Genomic DNA, 15,552 nt, shown 5'->3' on the forward strand with positions numbered 1-15,552 from the left:
ACCCGGTACGCTCCTGCACCCGACGACTAGAGATCCAGCAATCCTTCCAGCAGCAGCTCCGCAGAGGCGTCGTTCGTCGCCAGAGGGGTGTCGTGGACGTCGCAGATCCGCAGGAGGGCGGAGATGTCGGGTTCGTGGGGCTGGGCGGTCAGCGGATCACGGAAGAAGCAGATGGCGTCGAGTTCGTCGTCGGCGACCTCCGCGCCGATCTGGAGGTCGCCGCCTAGCGGGCCGGACTGCTTGCGCTCGACGTCGAGGCCGGTCTCCTCCTGGATGCGCTTGCCGGTCGTCCCGGTACAGACGAGTTCGCACTCGGCGAGGGCGTCGCTGTGGCGCTCGGCGAAGGCGATGATCGCGGGCTTCTCCTCGTCGTGTGCGATGAGCGCGATACGGGCCATGATCGAACCGTCGCCGTGCCCGCAGAAAATCCTTCGCGTGGGAGCGGCGAGGTCTCCGGGCTACGCGCCACCGACCGTCGCGCCCTCGTTGGTCGGCGACACGACGCGAACGGTGCCATCACAGCCAGCCGCGTCGAGGGCGGCGGCAGCGGCGTCGCGGGCCGCCGCGGCGTGCTCGGCGCTGCTCAGCCCGTAGACGGTCGGGCCCCAGGAGGACTGTCCGGCCGCGTCGATCGCGTCGCTCGCCTGCATGGATTCGACGATCGCACCGGCTGGCGGCCGGAACACGCCGCCCTGTGCGTCGGCGTACCAGCTCCCGTTCAACCGCTCGATCTCGGCGACGGCGTCGCCGAACGCGGCGCGGTCGCCCTGCGCTGCGGCGGGGAGCAGCTTCCGGGTGAGGACCGCCGATACCTGGTCGGCGACCGCCGGCGTCGCCTGCTCGACGACGGTGCGCATCGCGGCGTCCTCGTCCTCGCCGTGCCGACCGCGGTTCGGTTCGGTTCCCTGGCACTCGGCCGTCTGGCCGTCCTCGCCAGCGACGGCGGGCATCGCGAGGACGAACCGCCAGTCCTCGGGGAGTTCGTGGCGGGCGACGATCGGCGGAACGGTCCACTCGCCACGGGGCGGTCGTTCAGTCGTGAACCGCGCCGTCGGGTGGCCACCGTCGACGACGAAGCCGCCTCGCTGGAAGGCCGCGACGCCGACGCCACTCCGGCCGCCGCGGCCGAGGTCGGGCGCAGCCTCTCGGACGTCGACCGGCTCGTCGTAGGCCCGCGCGATCGCCGCGTAGATCGTCAGCGCGAGCTGGGTACCGCTGCCGAGCCCGACGTGCCGCGGGAGCCGGTCCTCGACCGTGACGTGCGCGCCGGGAACGTCGAGCAGTTCGGTGGCCAGGGCCGCGTACTCCGCCGCGAGGTCGTCGGGGTCGCCGGTGTCGGCAGATTCGGCGTTGATCGCGTCGGCGGGCTCGGCCGTGACCGAGACGCGGGGCTCGTCGAGCGCCACACCGATGCCGCCGTAAAGACGCTCGTGGGCCAGGGAGAGGTTGCAGAAGCCGACGTGGAGACGCGCGCCGGCGCTGACCGTTGGCATTGGATCTGGTTGGGGGTTTGGCGGGGATGGGCGTTTCGACGGTGGCAACGGAGCCGTCGCACGGCCGCTCCCCACCGACAGACACAGGGCGCTCGGCCGCTCACTCCCCGGCGTGCCTTCGCCGAGTGACACCCTGGAATCGGATCCACACCTCGGACCGCTCTGGGAGACCCACGGCCCGGTGGCGATCGAACCGGCCGAGGACCTCTTCGAGCGGACGATAGTCTCGATCGTGAACCAGCAGCTGTCTGTCGATTCTGCGGCAGCCATCCAGGAACGCCTGTTCGACGCCGTCGAGATCACGCCGGCCGGCGTGCTCGCCGCCGAGGAATCGACACTCCGGGAGACCGGGCTCTCCGGGAGCAAGGTCGAGTACGTACGGAACGTCGCGAGGGCGTTCGAGGAGCACGGCTACGACCACGCCTACTTCGAGGGAATGCCCGACGACGCCGTCGCCGACGAACTGACCGAGATCGCTGGCGTCGGGCCGTGGTCCGCGAAGATGTTCCTCATGTTTGGACTGGGCCGCGAGGACGTCTTTCCCGTCGAGGATCTCGGGATTCGAGCCGGAATGAGTGAGGTCGTCGATCCCGAGTTGACGCGAGCGGAGATGCGCGACCACGCCGAGGCGTGGGCGCCGCATCGCTCGTACGCGAGCCTGCTGCTCTGGAACGCGGTGGACTGAATCGGCCGTCTGGCAGTTCGGTTCCAGGCCCCCGAAAACGAGCGAGGGATCGCTACTCCTCTTCGAGTTCCTGTTCGTCGGGCTCGTCCTTATCGACCCGACGACGGACGTCGACCTGATAGTGCTGGAGGATGTCCCGGCCGAGCAGCAGTGGGTAGCTCATGTGACTGCGGTCCTCGACGCTCGCGGTGACGGTGTGCTGGGTGCCCCCGATCCCGACGACGAGGTCGACGACGGGACGGGCCTTGCCCTCTTTGACGCTTCCGGACTTGACCCGGGTCATGGACTTGATCGGGCCAGCTCCGATCTCGGCGGCGAGTGCGGTGTCGATGCTCGATCTGGTCGCGCCGGTGTCGGACTTCGCGAGCGTCGTGGTCGAGCCGCTGGTGCCCGAGACGACGACCTCCTCGGTGTAGCCAATCGTCGGGGCAGGGGCGTTCCCGGCGGTGGGATCCGGCCGTGGCGCACAGCTCGGTCGCGAGTCGTCGAGAGTGTTGGAGAGTTCCTGGACGCGCTCCTCGTCGACCTCGCCGCCGGCGCGCTCGATCCCCAGCTTCGCGATGTACGGTGCGGGGCTGTGGCCGGTCGCCTCGAAGAGGCCCTTGAAGCCCGCCGTGGGGTTGACCTCGAGGACGAACCAGCCGTCGTGGCCCTGAATCAGGTCGACGCCAGCGTAGTCCAGTTCCATGACCTCGGCGGCGTAGAGCGCGGTGTCGCGGGCCTCCTCGGGGAGGTCCTCGGTCGCGTCCTGAACGTCGCCGCCGAGCGCGACGTTCGTGCGCCACTCGCCCTCGGGCGCGTAGCGGTACATCGCGCCGACGATCTCGTCGTCGACGACGTAGACCCGCGCGTCGCGGTGGGCCTCGTCGTCGCGCTCGATGAGGTCCTGGAGGAACGCCATCCGGCGGCCGACCATCGGGTTGACGGGTTCGTCGAGGTTCACCTTCCACGTCCCGCCGCCGTGGGTGCCGATCGCGGTCTTGTAGACGCCGACGTCGCCGAAGCGATCGCGCTCGCGGTTCAGGCGCTCGTTCGAGAGCGCGAGCAGGGCGTCGGGCACCTGCACTTTCCAGTCCGCGAGCGTCGTGGCGGTCGCGAACTTGTGAAGCGCGGCGAGGACCGGACCTGGCTCGTTGCACATCGGACGGATCCGGTTGAGCGTCATCGCGAGGCCGAGCCCCTCCGCGGGCTCCTCGGTGTTCGAGAGGAGCAGACGGTTGCAGATCGCGTCGACCTCCGGCTCCAGCGCGACCTCGCCGTCCTCGATCGAGACCGCGAGGTTCTCCGCACGCAGCCAGACTGGCTCGTGGCCGAGCGCCTCGATCGCGTTGCAGATCGCCTTCGTCTCCTTGCTCGTGTGGAGACTCAGGACGCCGACGCGTGCCGGTTCGTCGGCCGCTGCCGCTGCCGTCGCCGCGACCGCCGTCGTCTGGTCCCCCGAATCGCCGCTCAAATCCGCAGCGTCGCCGCTCATACGTCTGTGCTCGATTGCGCCCGGGAAAACCGTGCCGATCGGCCGGACCCGATACGGCGACGGTACCACGCGAGAATGCGTCGAACGTTCGGCAACTGCCGTACTGCCGGTGGAGTTATAATCGCCACTCCGCTACAGAACGACAGTGAGCGTCACCGTCGAGACCAGGTCAGTGGGCCCGGGGAGCGACGAGTACCTCGAGGCGGCCTGGGAGCTCAAAGAGCGCATTCGCCGCTCGGAAGGCGTGCTGAAACAGCGACGCGGCTTCTTCGCGGACGCGTACCGACGGTCACGCGTGCACGTCCTGCTGGCGGACGAAGAGGTCGTGGGGTTCGCGGCCGTCCGCCGCGACGGCTACGTGCTCTTCCTCGCGATCGCCTCCGAGTACCGCGGCCAGGGGTTCGGCGAACGCCTGATCGCGCGCGTCGCGGAGGAACACGATTCGATCACCTGCCACGCCCGCGCCTCGAACGAGGGCGCACTCGGCTTCTACGAGAATCTCGGCTTCGAGATCCGCCGCCGCATCGACAACTACTACGAGGACGGCGGGGACGCCTATTACCTGAAACTCGGCGAGGACACCGGGCTGACGAGCAAGATCACCGACGCGCTTCGGTGAGCGAGTTCTCGCGACGAGCGCTGCTGGCGCGTTCGTGAGTGCTAACTGAAGTTGGCTGTACGGCGAACCCACAGGGCAGGCGCTAGGTGCACCGACCGGAAGGCGACTGCCCGGTAGCTGCCAAGAACGTAGTTCATCCCTACAGCGTAGTGGAGGGTCGGCAGCGTTTTAGGACCGTCTTGCATACTGGGCAAGCGAGATGGAGGAGCGCACCCGAGCCTACCTTCGCGGGCGCTTTCGCGACCACTATCGACGGGCGGAGCTGACGATGCCGCCCCTCGCGGAGCGCCGCGAGTGGGGCTACATCCCGTGGTCCTCGGGTGGGACGACGATGGTGCGTCACCAGTCGCTGCTGGAACTCGGCGCGGTCGAGAGCTTCCTCGAGCGCGAGCGGCCCCGCCACGTCTACTTCTCGGCGGGCGTCTACCACGATCCGGGCGCGAACGCGATGGAGGCGAAGGGCTGGCGGGGCTCGGACCTCGTCTTCGACCTCGACGCCGACCACCTGCCAGGAGTCGATCCAGACACCACGAGCTACGCGGACATGCTGGAAGCGTGCAAGGACGCACTGTTCAAGCTCCTCTCCTTCCTCGAGGACGACTTCGGCTTCGAGGACCTCACGATCGCTTTCTCCGGCGGACGCGGGTACCACGTACATGTCCGGGACGACGGCGTCCGGACGCTCGATCGGGAGGCGCGCCGCGAGATCGTCGACTACGTTCGCGGCGTGGACGTCACCGCCGACCGCGTCGTCGACACCGAGACCGTCGTCGGGGAGGCGGGGCGCACCTCCCCGGCGGACAAGCGCACGCTCGACACCAGCGGCGGCTGGAGCGCGCGCGTCCACCGCCGGGTCGTCGATCTCGTCGAGGAACTCGAGGCCGTGGACGAAGCAACGGCAAAGGAGCGCCTCCAGTCCTTCGAGGGGATCGGCGCGGGCCGTTCGGAGGCGATCGCCAACGCCATCGCCGAGAACGCCGGTGCCGTGCGGGCCGGCAACGTCGACGTCCACGGTTCCTTCAAGGGCCTCGTCGAGGCGCTGGTCGAGGAGACCGTCGCCGAGGAGAGCGCGCCGATCGACGAACCGGTCACCACGGACACCCACCGGCTCATCCGCCTGCCGGGGAGCCTCCACGGCGGCAGCGGCCTCGCCGTCACGCGGATCGACCGCGAGGATCTCGCCGACTTCGACCCGATGGTCGACGCCGTCCCGGAGACGTTCCGGGGCAACGAGATCCACGTCGAGGTGACGGACCTCTCGGGTCTCGCGCCGTTCGAGGACGACCAGCTCGGCATCGTGGAGGTCGGTGGCGACAGCTTTAGTGTGGGTCCCGGCACACAACTGCTTCCAGAGCCAGTCGCGATCTTCCTGATGACCAGGGATCGTGCGGAGAAGGAGAAAGAATGATCCGGAACGTGCGATGCCGGTGCTCGCCGCTGCCGAGCGACCCGCCCGTGCGGAGGTGTCCACCGTGAATCTCGACGAGCTACGCGCCGTCCAGGATCGCGAGCGAGAGAAGGACAGTCTCCAGCACCTGCGGGACTCGTTCTACTCCGAAGTCGGTCAGTACATCGGCGACCTGCGCGCCGAACGGGAACGCCAGGCCGACCGCGCGGAGGATCCCTTCGCCGACGCGGAGGTCCGCCAGCTCACCGACGAGATCGAGACCGCCGAGGAGGTCGCCGAGTCGATCTACGAGCGCCGGATGGGGAAGGTCGTCAAGACCGCGAGCCTCGCCGCCGCGGGCTACCGCGCGGAGACGGAGGGCCTGACCGCGGAGGAATCGGAGCTGTTCGACGACCTCGTCGACCGGATCGAGGCCAACCAGTCCACCGTCCTCGACGTCCTCGCCGGGGACGACGCCGTCGAGCCGCCGGGCGACGCCGAGGCGGCTCTCGATGCGGCCGACGGCGGTGCAAACGGTGCGGACGCCCCGCCCGCGCCGCCGAGTCCGCCCTCCGGTGACGGGAGCGACGGTGCTACAGCCGCTGACGGCGCAGACGGCGACGGAACCGCCGACGGCGACGACGGGGACCGTCCCGCCGCGGAGGCGCTCGCAGCGACCGCACCGGACGATGGAAACGGCGGCGCGGGTAGCGCCAGCAGTGGGGGATCGGCGAGCAGCAGCGGGGGATCGGCGGGCAGCAGCGGCGGATCGGCGGTGAGCAGTGGGGGAAGCGCGGCGGCCGAGGGAGCCGGCGACGCGAGCGGCGACGGCGACGGCGCCCTTACGACCGACGCCGCAGCGGCGATGGGCGATCCGGATCGCGTCACGGTGCGGATCACCGCGGAGGTCGGCGAGATCGTCGGCATCGACGGCACGGCCTACGACCTCCACGCCGACGACGTCGTCACGTTGCCCGAGGAGAACGCGATGCCGCTGGTCGAGAAGGACGCCGCGACGAAGGTGGAGTAGGCGACCGACCAGGCCATCGGTCCGGTGCCAGAGGAGCCACTCACACGTCCCGGCTACAGCACCGACGACGGGGCTAATCGCAGCATAACAATAGCCGGTTCCCGACCATCCCGGGACGAGATCACCCGATGCGTGCAATCACCACGAGCGCAGTCACTACCGTCGCCGCCAGTGGGGGAGGATCGTCCCGATGACAGCGGACGCGGAGCGGGCCGACCTGACCGGCGGTGACGACGGAGCGGGCGGTGCCGAGCGGGCCTTCGTGCTCGGACTGGACGGCGTTCCCTGGGACCTCCTCAGCGAGTGGGCGGCCGACGGCGACCTGCCGAACGTCGCCCGGTTGATCGAGGAGGGCGCCGCCGGGCCGCTGGAGAGCACGACGCCCGCGACGACGCCGCTTGCCTGGCCCTCGATCGCGACAGGTGTCGGCCCGGACAAACACGGCATCTACGGCTGGCGCGACCTCTCCCCGTCCTATAGCCACCGGATGTACACCGCCAACGACGTCGCCGGACCCTTCCTCTGGGACGTGCTCTCGCCGGCGGTCGTCGGCAACGTCCCGATGACCTATCCGGCGAGATCGATCGACGGCGCGATGGTCGCGGGGTTGATGACGCCCGATCTCGAGGACGAGGGGTTCACCGCGCCGGACTCGCTGGCGGCGGAGATCCGATCCGAGATCCCCGACTACGAGATCGGGCTGTACTGGGAGGACTACGAGGGCGACACGCCGGAGTTCCGGGCCGACCTCCAGTCCCTCGTCGAGAACAGGCGACGGCTCATGCACCACCTGTTGGAGCGGGAGCCCTGGCGGCTGTTCTTCTTCGTCTACACTGCGCCGGACCGTCTCCAGCACCTCGTCTGGGACGAGGCCGTGCTCCTCGAACACTATCGCTACCTCGACGAGATCGTCGGAGAGGCGATCGCCGCCGCCGAGGCGAACGACGCGACGCTCTACGTCGTCTCCGACCACGGCTTCGGCCCCGTCGAGACCACCGTCGCGCCGAACCGGGCGCTCGCGGACGCCGGCTTCCTCACCGGACGCGAGGGCTCCGGTGGGCGTGGTGCCCTTGAGCGGTTCGGGGTAACCCGCGAGCGAGTGCTCGGCGCGCTCGATCGGGTCGGCGTCGACCAGCAGACGCTCCTCTCCCACCTGCCTCGGTCGGTGGTCGACTCCGTCGCGGAGCGCATCCCGGGGAACAACGTGCTCTACGACGTCGACTTCGAGCAGACCCAGGCGTTCGCTCACGGCCCGGGCAACGTCTACATCAACGACACCGAGCGCTTCGAGTCCGGCGTCGTCGCTCCGGCCGACGTCCCCGACGTCAGAGCCGCCGTCGCCGACGTGCTCAGTGGTATCACCGATCCGGCGACCGGAGAGCCAGTCCTCGAGGTGCTCGACGGCGACGGGGCGTTCCCGGCCGACGACGCCTCGCCCGACATCGCGATCGAGGGGCGGGACGGCTACGAGGTCGTCAACAGCTGGCAGGACACCGACGTCCTCTCGGAGGCGGGACGCATGGCCGCCGGCCACCGCATGGACGGGATCGTGCTCGCCTGGGGTCCCTCGATCCGGGCCGGCGCGACGCCGGAGGACGCGAGCGTCTACGACCTCGCGCCGACGCTCCTCCACGACCTCGGTGAACCGGTGCCTGATCGGGTCGACGGCCGCGTGCTCACCGAACTGTTCGAGCCGGGCAGCGAGCCGGCGACGGCCCCGGTGGAGACGGCGGCGTACGCAGCCGACGGCACCGAGGCGTCGGTCGCGGAGGACATGGGCGCCGTCGAGGATCGCCTGAAGGGGCTGGGCTACATGGAGTAATTGGCAGGGGCTGCCGGAGCGACGGCGCGGAATGGGCCCAGCGCGACGAACTGGAAAAACGGGCTGAAAACCGAACTGCAAACCGGGCTGAAAACCGAACTGCAAACCAGGCTGAAAACTGAACGAACTGGAGCAACGACTGAAACCGCGGCGAGGGCGGTCAGCCGAGCGTGGCCGGATCGACCGTCTCGCCGTTGACCGTGAGCGTCACGTCGCCGTCGGCCTCGAAGCTGACGAGGTCGCCGGCGAACTCGTAGGAGTCGCTGCCGCCGGCGAGTGCGCCGCTCGCGGTCGTGCCGGAGGCGCTGTCCTCGCTGTTGGCCTGCTCGCCGGTCTCGACCGCCTCGGTGACGGTGAACGAGTAGTCGACGACGTTCGCGAAGGTGCCGCCGGAGACGACCAGCGTCTCGGTGAGTTCGGGCGGCTCATCGGTCGACGTCTGCTCGGTGGAATCGCTGTAGTTCGCCGGATCGACCGTCTCGCCGTCGACGGTCAGCGTGACGTCGCCGGTCGCGTCGAAGCTCACCAGCTCGCCGGCGAACGCGTAGTCGTCGGTGCCGCCGGCGACCACGCCGCTCGCGCTCGTGCCGGAAGCGGAGTCCTCGCTGTTGGCGTTCGAGCCCTCTTCGACGACCTCAGTTACCGTCAGCGAGTAGTCGATCTTGTTCGAGGGGCTGCCGCCGGAGACGGCGAGTGATCGCGTCGGCTCCGGTGGTTCCTCGGTGGTGTCGTCGGTCCCGTCGTCGGTTCCGCTGGAGCCGTCGTCGCCGAGCTGTGCCGGATCGACCGCCTCGCCGTTGATCGTGACCGCCACGTCGCCGGTGGCCTCGAAGGACGTGACGGTGCTCGCGAAGACGTAGTCGTCGGTACCGCCGGCGAGGACGCCGTCGGCGGTCGTCCCGGAGACGGTGTCCTCGCTGTTAGCATCCTCACCCTTCTCGACGACCTCGTCCACGGCGAAGGCGTAGCTATCGGGATCCGACGGGCTGCCGCCCGAGAGCGCAATGGTCTCCGTGGGCTCGGACGTCGGCTCGCTCGTCGAGCCGTCCGTGCTGTCGCCGAGCGTCTCGGGATCGACGGTCTCGCCGTCCACGAGGACGCCGACCACGCCGTCCGCCTGGAAGCTCGTGATCTCGCCAGCGAACGAGTAGCTGTCGCTGCCGCCGGCCAGGACTCCGGACGCGTCCGTGCCCGACACCTCGTCCTCGCTATTGGCGAGGTCGCCGAGCGCGACCGCTTCGCTGACGGAAAAGGAGTACTCGACGACGTCGGACGGCATCCCACCGGAGACGGTGATCGATCGTGAGAGCGTCTGCGAGTCGGTGGTCTCGTCGCCGGAGCCGTCCGTCGAGTCGTCGTCGAGGTAGTCGCCGTCGCTCGCGAGCGTCGCGGGATCGACGGTCGACCCGTCGATCAGGACGGACACCGTGCCCGACGCGGAGAAGTCGGCGATCTCTCCAGTGTAGGTGAAGCTATCAGTGCCGCCAGCGAGGACGCCGGCCGCCGTCGTACCGGAGACGGAGTCCTCGTCGTTCGCCTGGCTGCCGAGTTCGACGGTCTCGGTGACCTCGAACGTGTACGTCACCGCGTTCGTGGGGCTGCCGCCGGCGATCTCGATGACGTTACCGGCCGAGCCCCCAGACCCATTTCCCGAATCACCAGACGTGGAGTCGTCCGATCCCGAGGCAGTTCCTCCGCTGGCCGCCACCTCGGCGGAGTCGGGAACGCCCGACGGAAGGGACAGATCGGGGGCGGACCCGACGTTCGACTGATTGACGTTGCCGCCGACCGTGCCACGGACCTCGGAGTCGACGAGGTCGATCGGCGCCTCACCGGCCCAGACGGACGTGGCCTGACACGGACCGTCGTAGTCCCAGGGCGCGTCGCACGTGTTCTCCTCACGAACGTCGATGTCGCAGTTCTCGACGCGCGTCGTCGAGCCGCTGTAGCTCGTCCAGATTCCTCGAGCGGTCATCGCCTGGTCGAGCCCACCGAAGGTGCGCGGGATGTAGACGGCCTCGTTCGTGTTCGTGATCGTACAGTTGCGGATCGTGACGTTCCCTGCGGGGCGGATGTGGGCCGTGCCCGCGGAGTTGGCGAAGTACGAATCCTCGATCGTCATCGTCCCACCAGTGCGCTCCCGGCCGAAGCCGGAGACGTAGAATGCAGTCGTCGAGAAGCCGCCGCAGTTGAAGTTCCGTACGTCGATGTGGCCGTCGTGGTTCGTCGCCGTGATGAGGGCGGACTTGTCGACGCCGGGCTCGATCCCGTCGCCGAGATAGACGTTCTCGATGAGGCCGCTCCCACCGGAACTGGCGTCGACCGTGAACACGGAGTTGTAGCCGCCCTCGTAGGACGGATCGTCCCCGCCAGGGCTGTCGTCCCCGATGTCGATGGCGCCGCGGATGCCCACGTTGCGGATCACCCAGCCGTCACCGTCGGCGCCGATGTGGACGTCGGCGCCGTCGGCAGTCACGTCGATCAGGACGTTCTCGAGCGTGTCGCCACTGCCGAGATTCGCGGTGTAGGAACCGCCTGCATCGACGGTAATCGTTTCGTACTCCGCCGCCGCGCCCGAGCCAGTCAGCGCGCCGAGTCCGGCCGCTGCCGCTGCGGCGCCACCCAGGACGCGCATGTAGTCGCGGCGGTCGACGAGCGTCGACCCAGCAGCGGGGTCTGCCGACGGGTCGTCGTTGGCCACGTCGCTGGTGCCCCTCTCCGCAGGATCGGCCGTGCCGTCGTTCGGATCGGTCGTTCCGTCAGTAACGAGGTCGATACGCCGAGTATCCTCGGCCTTCTCCTCGTCCGCGCCGCCGCTATCTGCAGTAGGTTCGTGTGTGTCCCCACCATCCGGATCTGGCGTGTGTGCCATGGCCGGGTAGGACGGAGTTAGTATAATAACCGTTCTGACCACCTCGGGCGCTCTACGCCGCCTTACGGGCCGTTTGAAGCCTCGTACGTACCACTCGGTGACCAGCTATCCACCTGCCGGGCATACTTGGCAGTAAGAGCGAGTTAATTCCGCGATTTCCTGCGGCAACGGAACCGCGATGACCCGTCGGTTCGGGGCTGGGGCTGCCCTCCCAGTAAGCCCTACATTCGAACCAGCAGCACCAGTGCCACGCGCCCAGAGCCGTCGAGATCGATAGTAGGACGATACTACGGCGATAGCAGGACGGCCCACGACGGGGATGGGAGCCACTGACCGCAGTTCTGACGAACCGGGCGTTAGCGGCGTGTGGTTTCGGTGGTGCGTCTGCGCTTCCTGGAGACGTGCGTGTAGGACGGGCGTACCCCCTGTGGTGGGGTGTATGCCGGAGGTACGACGAGCGTATTAGGGGAGAGACGCCATCCAGATCCCGGCATGCCCCACGATTCGCCGGGGCGTCGTCGCCCGGTACGATTTGCCTGTCGTGGGGATACGCGCGGGGTTACAAAGGAGATACTCTGCTTGAAGGCAGGTACCGATGCCAGGACTCAGCGTTGCGTGTGGCGACGCGGTCGGCGGGAGCGACGACTCCAGTGGGGACGAGCACGCGTTCGAGGACGCACTCGACGCCACGGCGGTCCTCGACCACTACGCAACGACGATCGATCTGGAGGGAGACGGCGTCGCCGTCGGCAGCACCGAGTACGACGGCTATCCGATCCGGCGGGCCGAAACCGAGCACGGAACCGCGTTCCTGGAGGGGGAACTCTACGACGTCGAGGATCCGGATGCGCACCTCGAACGCGTGGCTGCGATGATCGCCGACGACGACCTCGAGGGGCTTCGCGCGTGGGTCGGCGCGCGGGACGGCGACTACCTGCTCGCCGTCGCCGACGGCGACGCCGTCGCAATGCTCAACGACCCCTTCGGCCGCCTCCCCGCCTACACCGCGACGATCGGCGGCGCGACGGTGTGTTCCCGCGAACTCGGATTCGTCCGCGCGTTGGCGAGCGGGCGGGACGACCCGCTCGAACTCGATCGGCTCGCCCTCGCACAGCTACTGTCCTTCGGCTATCCCCTCGGCAATCGCACGCCGTTCGCCGAGGTCCGGACCGTGCCACCGGGCTCGCTGGTTCGATTCGGCGACGCGACCGATTCGGCCTGCGAATCCACCGCGGACGCCGGTCCGCGGATCGAATCCCTCTACGAACACGACTTCGACGACTGCACCAACGACGACAGGGACGTCGAGACCAACGCGGACGAACTGGCCGACCGCATCGCGACGGCCTGCCAGCGTCGCGCGTCCCCGGATCGACCGACCGTCGTCTCGCTCAGCGGTGGACTCGATTCTCGGATCGCCGCCGCCGCGTACGACGCGAGCGACCTGCCGGCGACGGCAACAACCTTCCAGCGGGGCGGCGGCAGCGACGCGGAGGTCGGGGCTGCCGGCGCGGTCGCGAAGCGCCTCGGCCTCGACTGGCGCGTCTACGACGTCGAGTCCTCCCCCGAACGCAGACGGACCCTCCTCGAGACGAAACAGGGGACGAACTACCTCGGAATGGCGTTCATCCTCGACTTCTTCGAACAGCTCCGGAACCGCCACGGCACGGCGACCTACGTCACCGGTGACGGTGGCGACAAAGTGCTGGTCGACCTCGAGCCAGCGACGACGCCCGGCTCCGAGTCCGAACTCGTCGACCACGCGATCGCCGCCAACAGCCGACTGTCGCTGGAAACGGCCGCGGACGTCGCGAACGTCGACGCCGACGCGATTCGCGCGTCGGTCGCCCAGCGGATCGGGAGCTACCCGGAGTCCGATCTCGCACGCCGGTACGTCCACTTCCTCGTGCGAGAGCGAGGCGTCAACTTCCTCGTTCAGGGAGAGGACCGCAACCGGTACTACGCCTGGAGCGTCTCGCCGTTCTACGCGCTCCCCGTGTTCGAGTACGCGATGAACTGTCCGGACGACCAGAAGGCCTACCGCGGGCTCGTGGCGGCGATCCTCGAACGGTTCGATCCGGGGCTCGTCGACCTGCCCTACCCCAACTACGGCGCACCGATCTCCACGCGGCGGTACCGCGCGAAGCAGTTCGTCTACGACGCGCTGGAGCGCTATCCGGCGATCCGCGGTCGGGTCGTCGACCTCGTCACGGGCGACGGCGCTACACCGGGGCTCGCTACCGAGGCGATCCGTGGCGACCTCCCCTGGCTGGACCGCGCCGGACTCTCCGCCGCTGCGACGGCCGGCGTCCTCGAATCGCCGGAGGCACACTCCAGGATCCAGTTCCAGTACCTCTCGACGGTCACCGCGCTCGCCCGAGCCGTGGTGACCGACGCGGAGAGTGAGTCACCCCCCGAGGCGGCCGCTACCCCAGCGACGAGCGTGCAGGGGGCTGGCGCCGAGGGAGCAGGGGGCCATTCGACCACGTCCGACGGCGATCGGATGCCCGACGCCGACCCCGCCGACGAGCAACCCACACCCGGGCCCCGATCGGCCCGGGCCGAACGATGACCGACGACGACAGCGACGACACCACGAGTGATTCGTTCGCCCATCGGGGTCGCGACGACGCTCCCTGGCAACGCATGGGCCGGCGCGACCTGCTCAGAATCGGTGCAGCGGGCGCGGCGACCGCGATCGCCGGCTGTTCCGAAGGAGACGGCGACGACGGGGGGACGGAGCCGAGCCCGGATGCTCCGCCGTCGGCGGACGACGATGCAGACGACGGCCCCGAGTCGATTCCGTACGCGGACGAGTACGACACCGTCGTGGACGTCGTCGCGGACGCTGGCGCAAACCCCGACGGCGAGGAGTCTATCATCCCGGTGCTGGAAGCGAACGCAAGCAGCGACACGCTGTTGTTCTTCCCACCAGGTGAGTACCTGATGGACGGACGGTGGTTGCTCCCCTCCTTCGAACACCTTGGACTCGTCGGCGACGAGGCGACGATCCGTCCTCCGCGCGACTACTTCGGCTACCTGTTCATCTTCGGTCTCCAGGACAGCGGCGCATCCGACGTCCTGTTCGAGGGCATCGACTTCGACTTCACCGCTGCCAACACCGCCCCGCGACCGCTCCAGGCACAGGTCGACGACGGCATCACCGTCCGGAACGTCACGGTCGAGGGGACCAGTGGCACGGCGCGGTTCGACGTGACGACTCCCCAGGGCTCGGGCGTCGTCAGCAACCTGACGATGCCCGACGGCATGGAGATCGTGGAGACCCTCGATATCCCCGAGAACGGCGGCAACCCCGACGGCGTCGGCGTCCTCGTGGGACCTGCCAACCGTGGACGTCTCCGATTCGAAGACTGTCACGTCGAGGGGTTCCCGGGCAACGGCCTCTACGCCTCGCCGTCGAACGGCCCGATCGAAGTCAGCGGCGGTCTGTTCGCGAACAACGGGATCGCGAGCGTCCGCGTCAGCAGTCCAGCGACCATCCGCAACGTCGAGGTCCGGTGCGACGAGGCACCACAGGGCTTCCGCAACATGCGAGGCATCCGGCTCCGGCACGGTGAATCCGTGCTCGTCGAGAACTGTCGGATCGTCATGCGTGATCTCACCTACTCGGACGGCGGACTCGTCATCGAGCAGCAGATGGAGTCGGCGACGATTCGTGACCTCGAGATCGACTCGTCGGTCGACGGCATCCCGGCGATTCACGTCAAGTCACCCAACCACGAGCAGCCCGATGCAGAGATCGAGTTCGAACGCGTCCAGGTGACGGGGGAGGCCGGCCAGGGGTCGGCCGTCCAGATCTCCGACCGCCACGACTGCCGGCTGAACGCCTTCGACATCGAACAGTCGGGACCGGACCGGAACGGCGTCTACCTCGTCCGGACGACCGACTCGGTCCTCCGCGACTCGAACATCGAGGTGACTGGCGAACCGGTCGTCCTCGAAGAGTCCGAGCTCCGGCAACGGAACAACCGGTTCTGAGCGATCACGACGCATGGATCGGCGTCCTGCCGGATCGCGAGTGGAAACGCCACGTTCTCGGAGCGGTACGACCGTCCTACCGACGGTAGCCCGACTATTACAATGCGTATTTGCCGGCGAGGTCGGACTGCATGAGCGTCGCCGAGTGTCGATCGGTGCGAGTCCGGAGTG

At 68.7% G+C, this 15,552-nt stretch carries 11 protein-coding genes; 7 read left to right on the forward strand and 4 right to left on the reverse strand.

Features of this window, described 5'->3' with window-relative positions; translation table 11 throughout:
- Positions 1-26: 26 nt before the first annotated feature.
- Positions 27-398, reverse strand: coding sequence for a methylglyoxal synthase (locus tag L593_RS04980; protein WP_020445850.1), 372 nt, complete (start codon positions 396-398; stop codon positions 27-29).
- Positions 399-458: 60 nt separating this feature from the next.
- Positions 459-1,493: a beta-ribofuranosylaminobenzene 5'-phosphate synthase family protein gene (locus tag L593_RS04985; RefSeq protein ID WP_020445851.1), complete on the reverse strand. Its 1,035-nt coding sequence runs from the start codon at positions 1,491-1,493 to the stop codon at positions 459-461.
- Positions 1,494-1,605: 112 nt separating this feature from the next.
- On the opposite strand from L593_RS04985, the gene L593_RS04990 reads away from it, so the two are divergent.
- Positions 1,606-2,178 (forward strand): DNA-3-methyladenine glycosylase, encoded by a 573-nt coding sequence (locus L593_RS04990; RefSeq protein ID WP_020445852.1) that lies wholly within the window; start codon positions 1,606-1,608, stop codon positions 2,176-2,178.
- A gap of 52 nt (positions 2,179-2,230) precedes the next feature.
- Here the strand turns inward: L593_RS04990 and L593_RS04995 are convergent, their stop codons facing one another.
- Positions 2,231-3,652, reverse strand: coding sequence for a RimK/LysX family protein (locus tag L593_RS04995; protein WP_020445853.1), 1,422 nt, complete (start codon positions 3,650-3,652; stop codon positions 2,231-2,233).
- 145 nt (positions 3,653-3,797) lie between these two features.
- Between L593_RS04995 and L593_RS05000 the strand changes: the two genes are divergently transcribed.
- The 4 genes from L593_RS05000 (at position 3,798) to L593_RS05015 (ending at position 8,510) form a co-directional block, all read left to right on the forward strand.
- Entirely contained in the window at positions 3,798-4,271 is a 474-nt protein-coding gene (locus L593_RS05000; RefSeq protein WP_020445854.1) for a GNAT family N-acetyltransferase, read from the forward strand.
- Positions 4,272-4,470: 199 nt separating this feature from the next.
- Positions 4,471-5,679, forward strand: a complete 1,209-nt coding sequence (priS, locus tag L593_RS05005) for a DNA primase small subunit PriS (protein ID WP_020445855.1) — start codon at positions 4,471-4,473, stop codon at positions 5,677-5,679.
- 64 nt (positions 5,680-5,743) lie between these two features.
- Positions 5,744-6,688, forward strand: a complete 945-nt coding sequence (locus L593_RS05010) for a hypothetical protein (protein ID WP_081638756.1) — start codon at positions 5,744-5,746, stop codon at positions 6,686-6,688.
- A gap of 190 nt (positions 6,689-6,878) precedes the next feature.
- On the forward strand, positions 6,879-8,510 hold the full coding sequence (locus tag L593_RS05015) for an alkaline phosphatase family protein (protein ID WP_020445857.1): 1,632 nt from the start codon (positions 6,879-6,881) through the stop codon (positions 8,508-8,510).
- A 160-nt stretch (positions 8,511-8,670) separates the two neighbouring features.
- On the opposite strand, the gene L593_RS05020 is transcribed toward L593_RS05015, so the two are convergent.
- Positions 8,671-11,382, reverse strand: a complete 2,712-nt coding sequence (locus L593_RS05020; protein WP_020445858.1) for a right-handed parallel beta-helix repeat-containing protein — start codon at positions 11,380-11,382, stop codon at positions 8,671-8,673.
- Positions 11,383-11,977: 595 nt separating this feature from the next.
- Between L593_RS05020 and L593_RS05025 the strand changes: the two genes are divergently transcribed.
- The gene (locus L593_RS05025; protein ID WP_020445859.1) at positions 11,978-13,954 is read left to right on the forward strand and encodes an asparagine synthase-related protein; all 1,977 of its coding nucleotides are present in this window, start codon (positions 11,978-11,980) and stop codon (positions 13,952-13,954) included.
- The gene (locus L593_RS05030; protein WP_020445860.1) at positions 13,951-15,381 is read left to right on the forward strand and encodes a right-handed parallel beta-helix repeat-containing protein; all 1,431 of its coding nucleotides are present in this window, start codon (positions 13,951-13,953) and stop codon (positions 15,379-15,381) included. Before L593_RS05025 ends, L593_RS05030 begins: the two co-directional genes overlap by 4 nt.
- Positions 15,382-15,552 lie beyond the last annotated feature (171 nt).

The organism is Salinarchaeum sp. Harcht-Bsk1 (assembly GCF_000403645.1).
Classification (GTDB): Archaea; Halobacteriota; Halobacteria; order Halobacteriales; family Salinarchaeaceae; genus Salinarchaeum.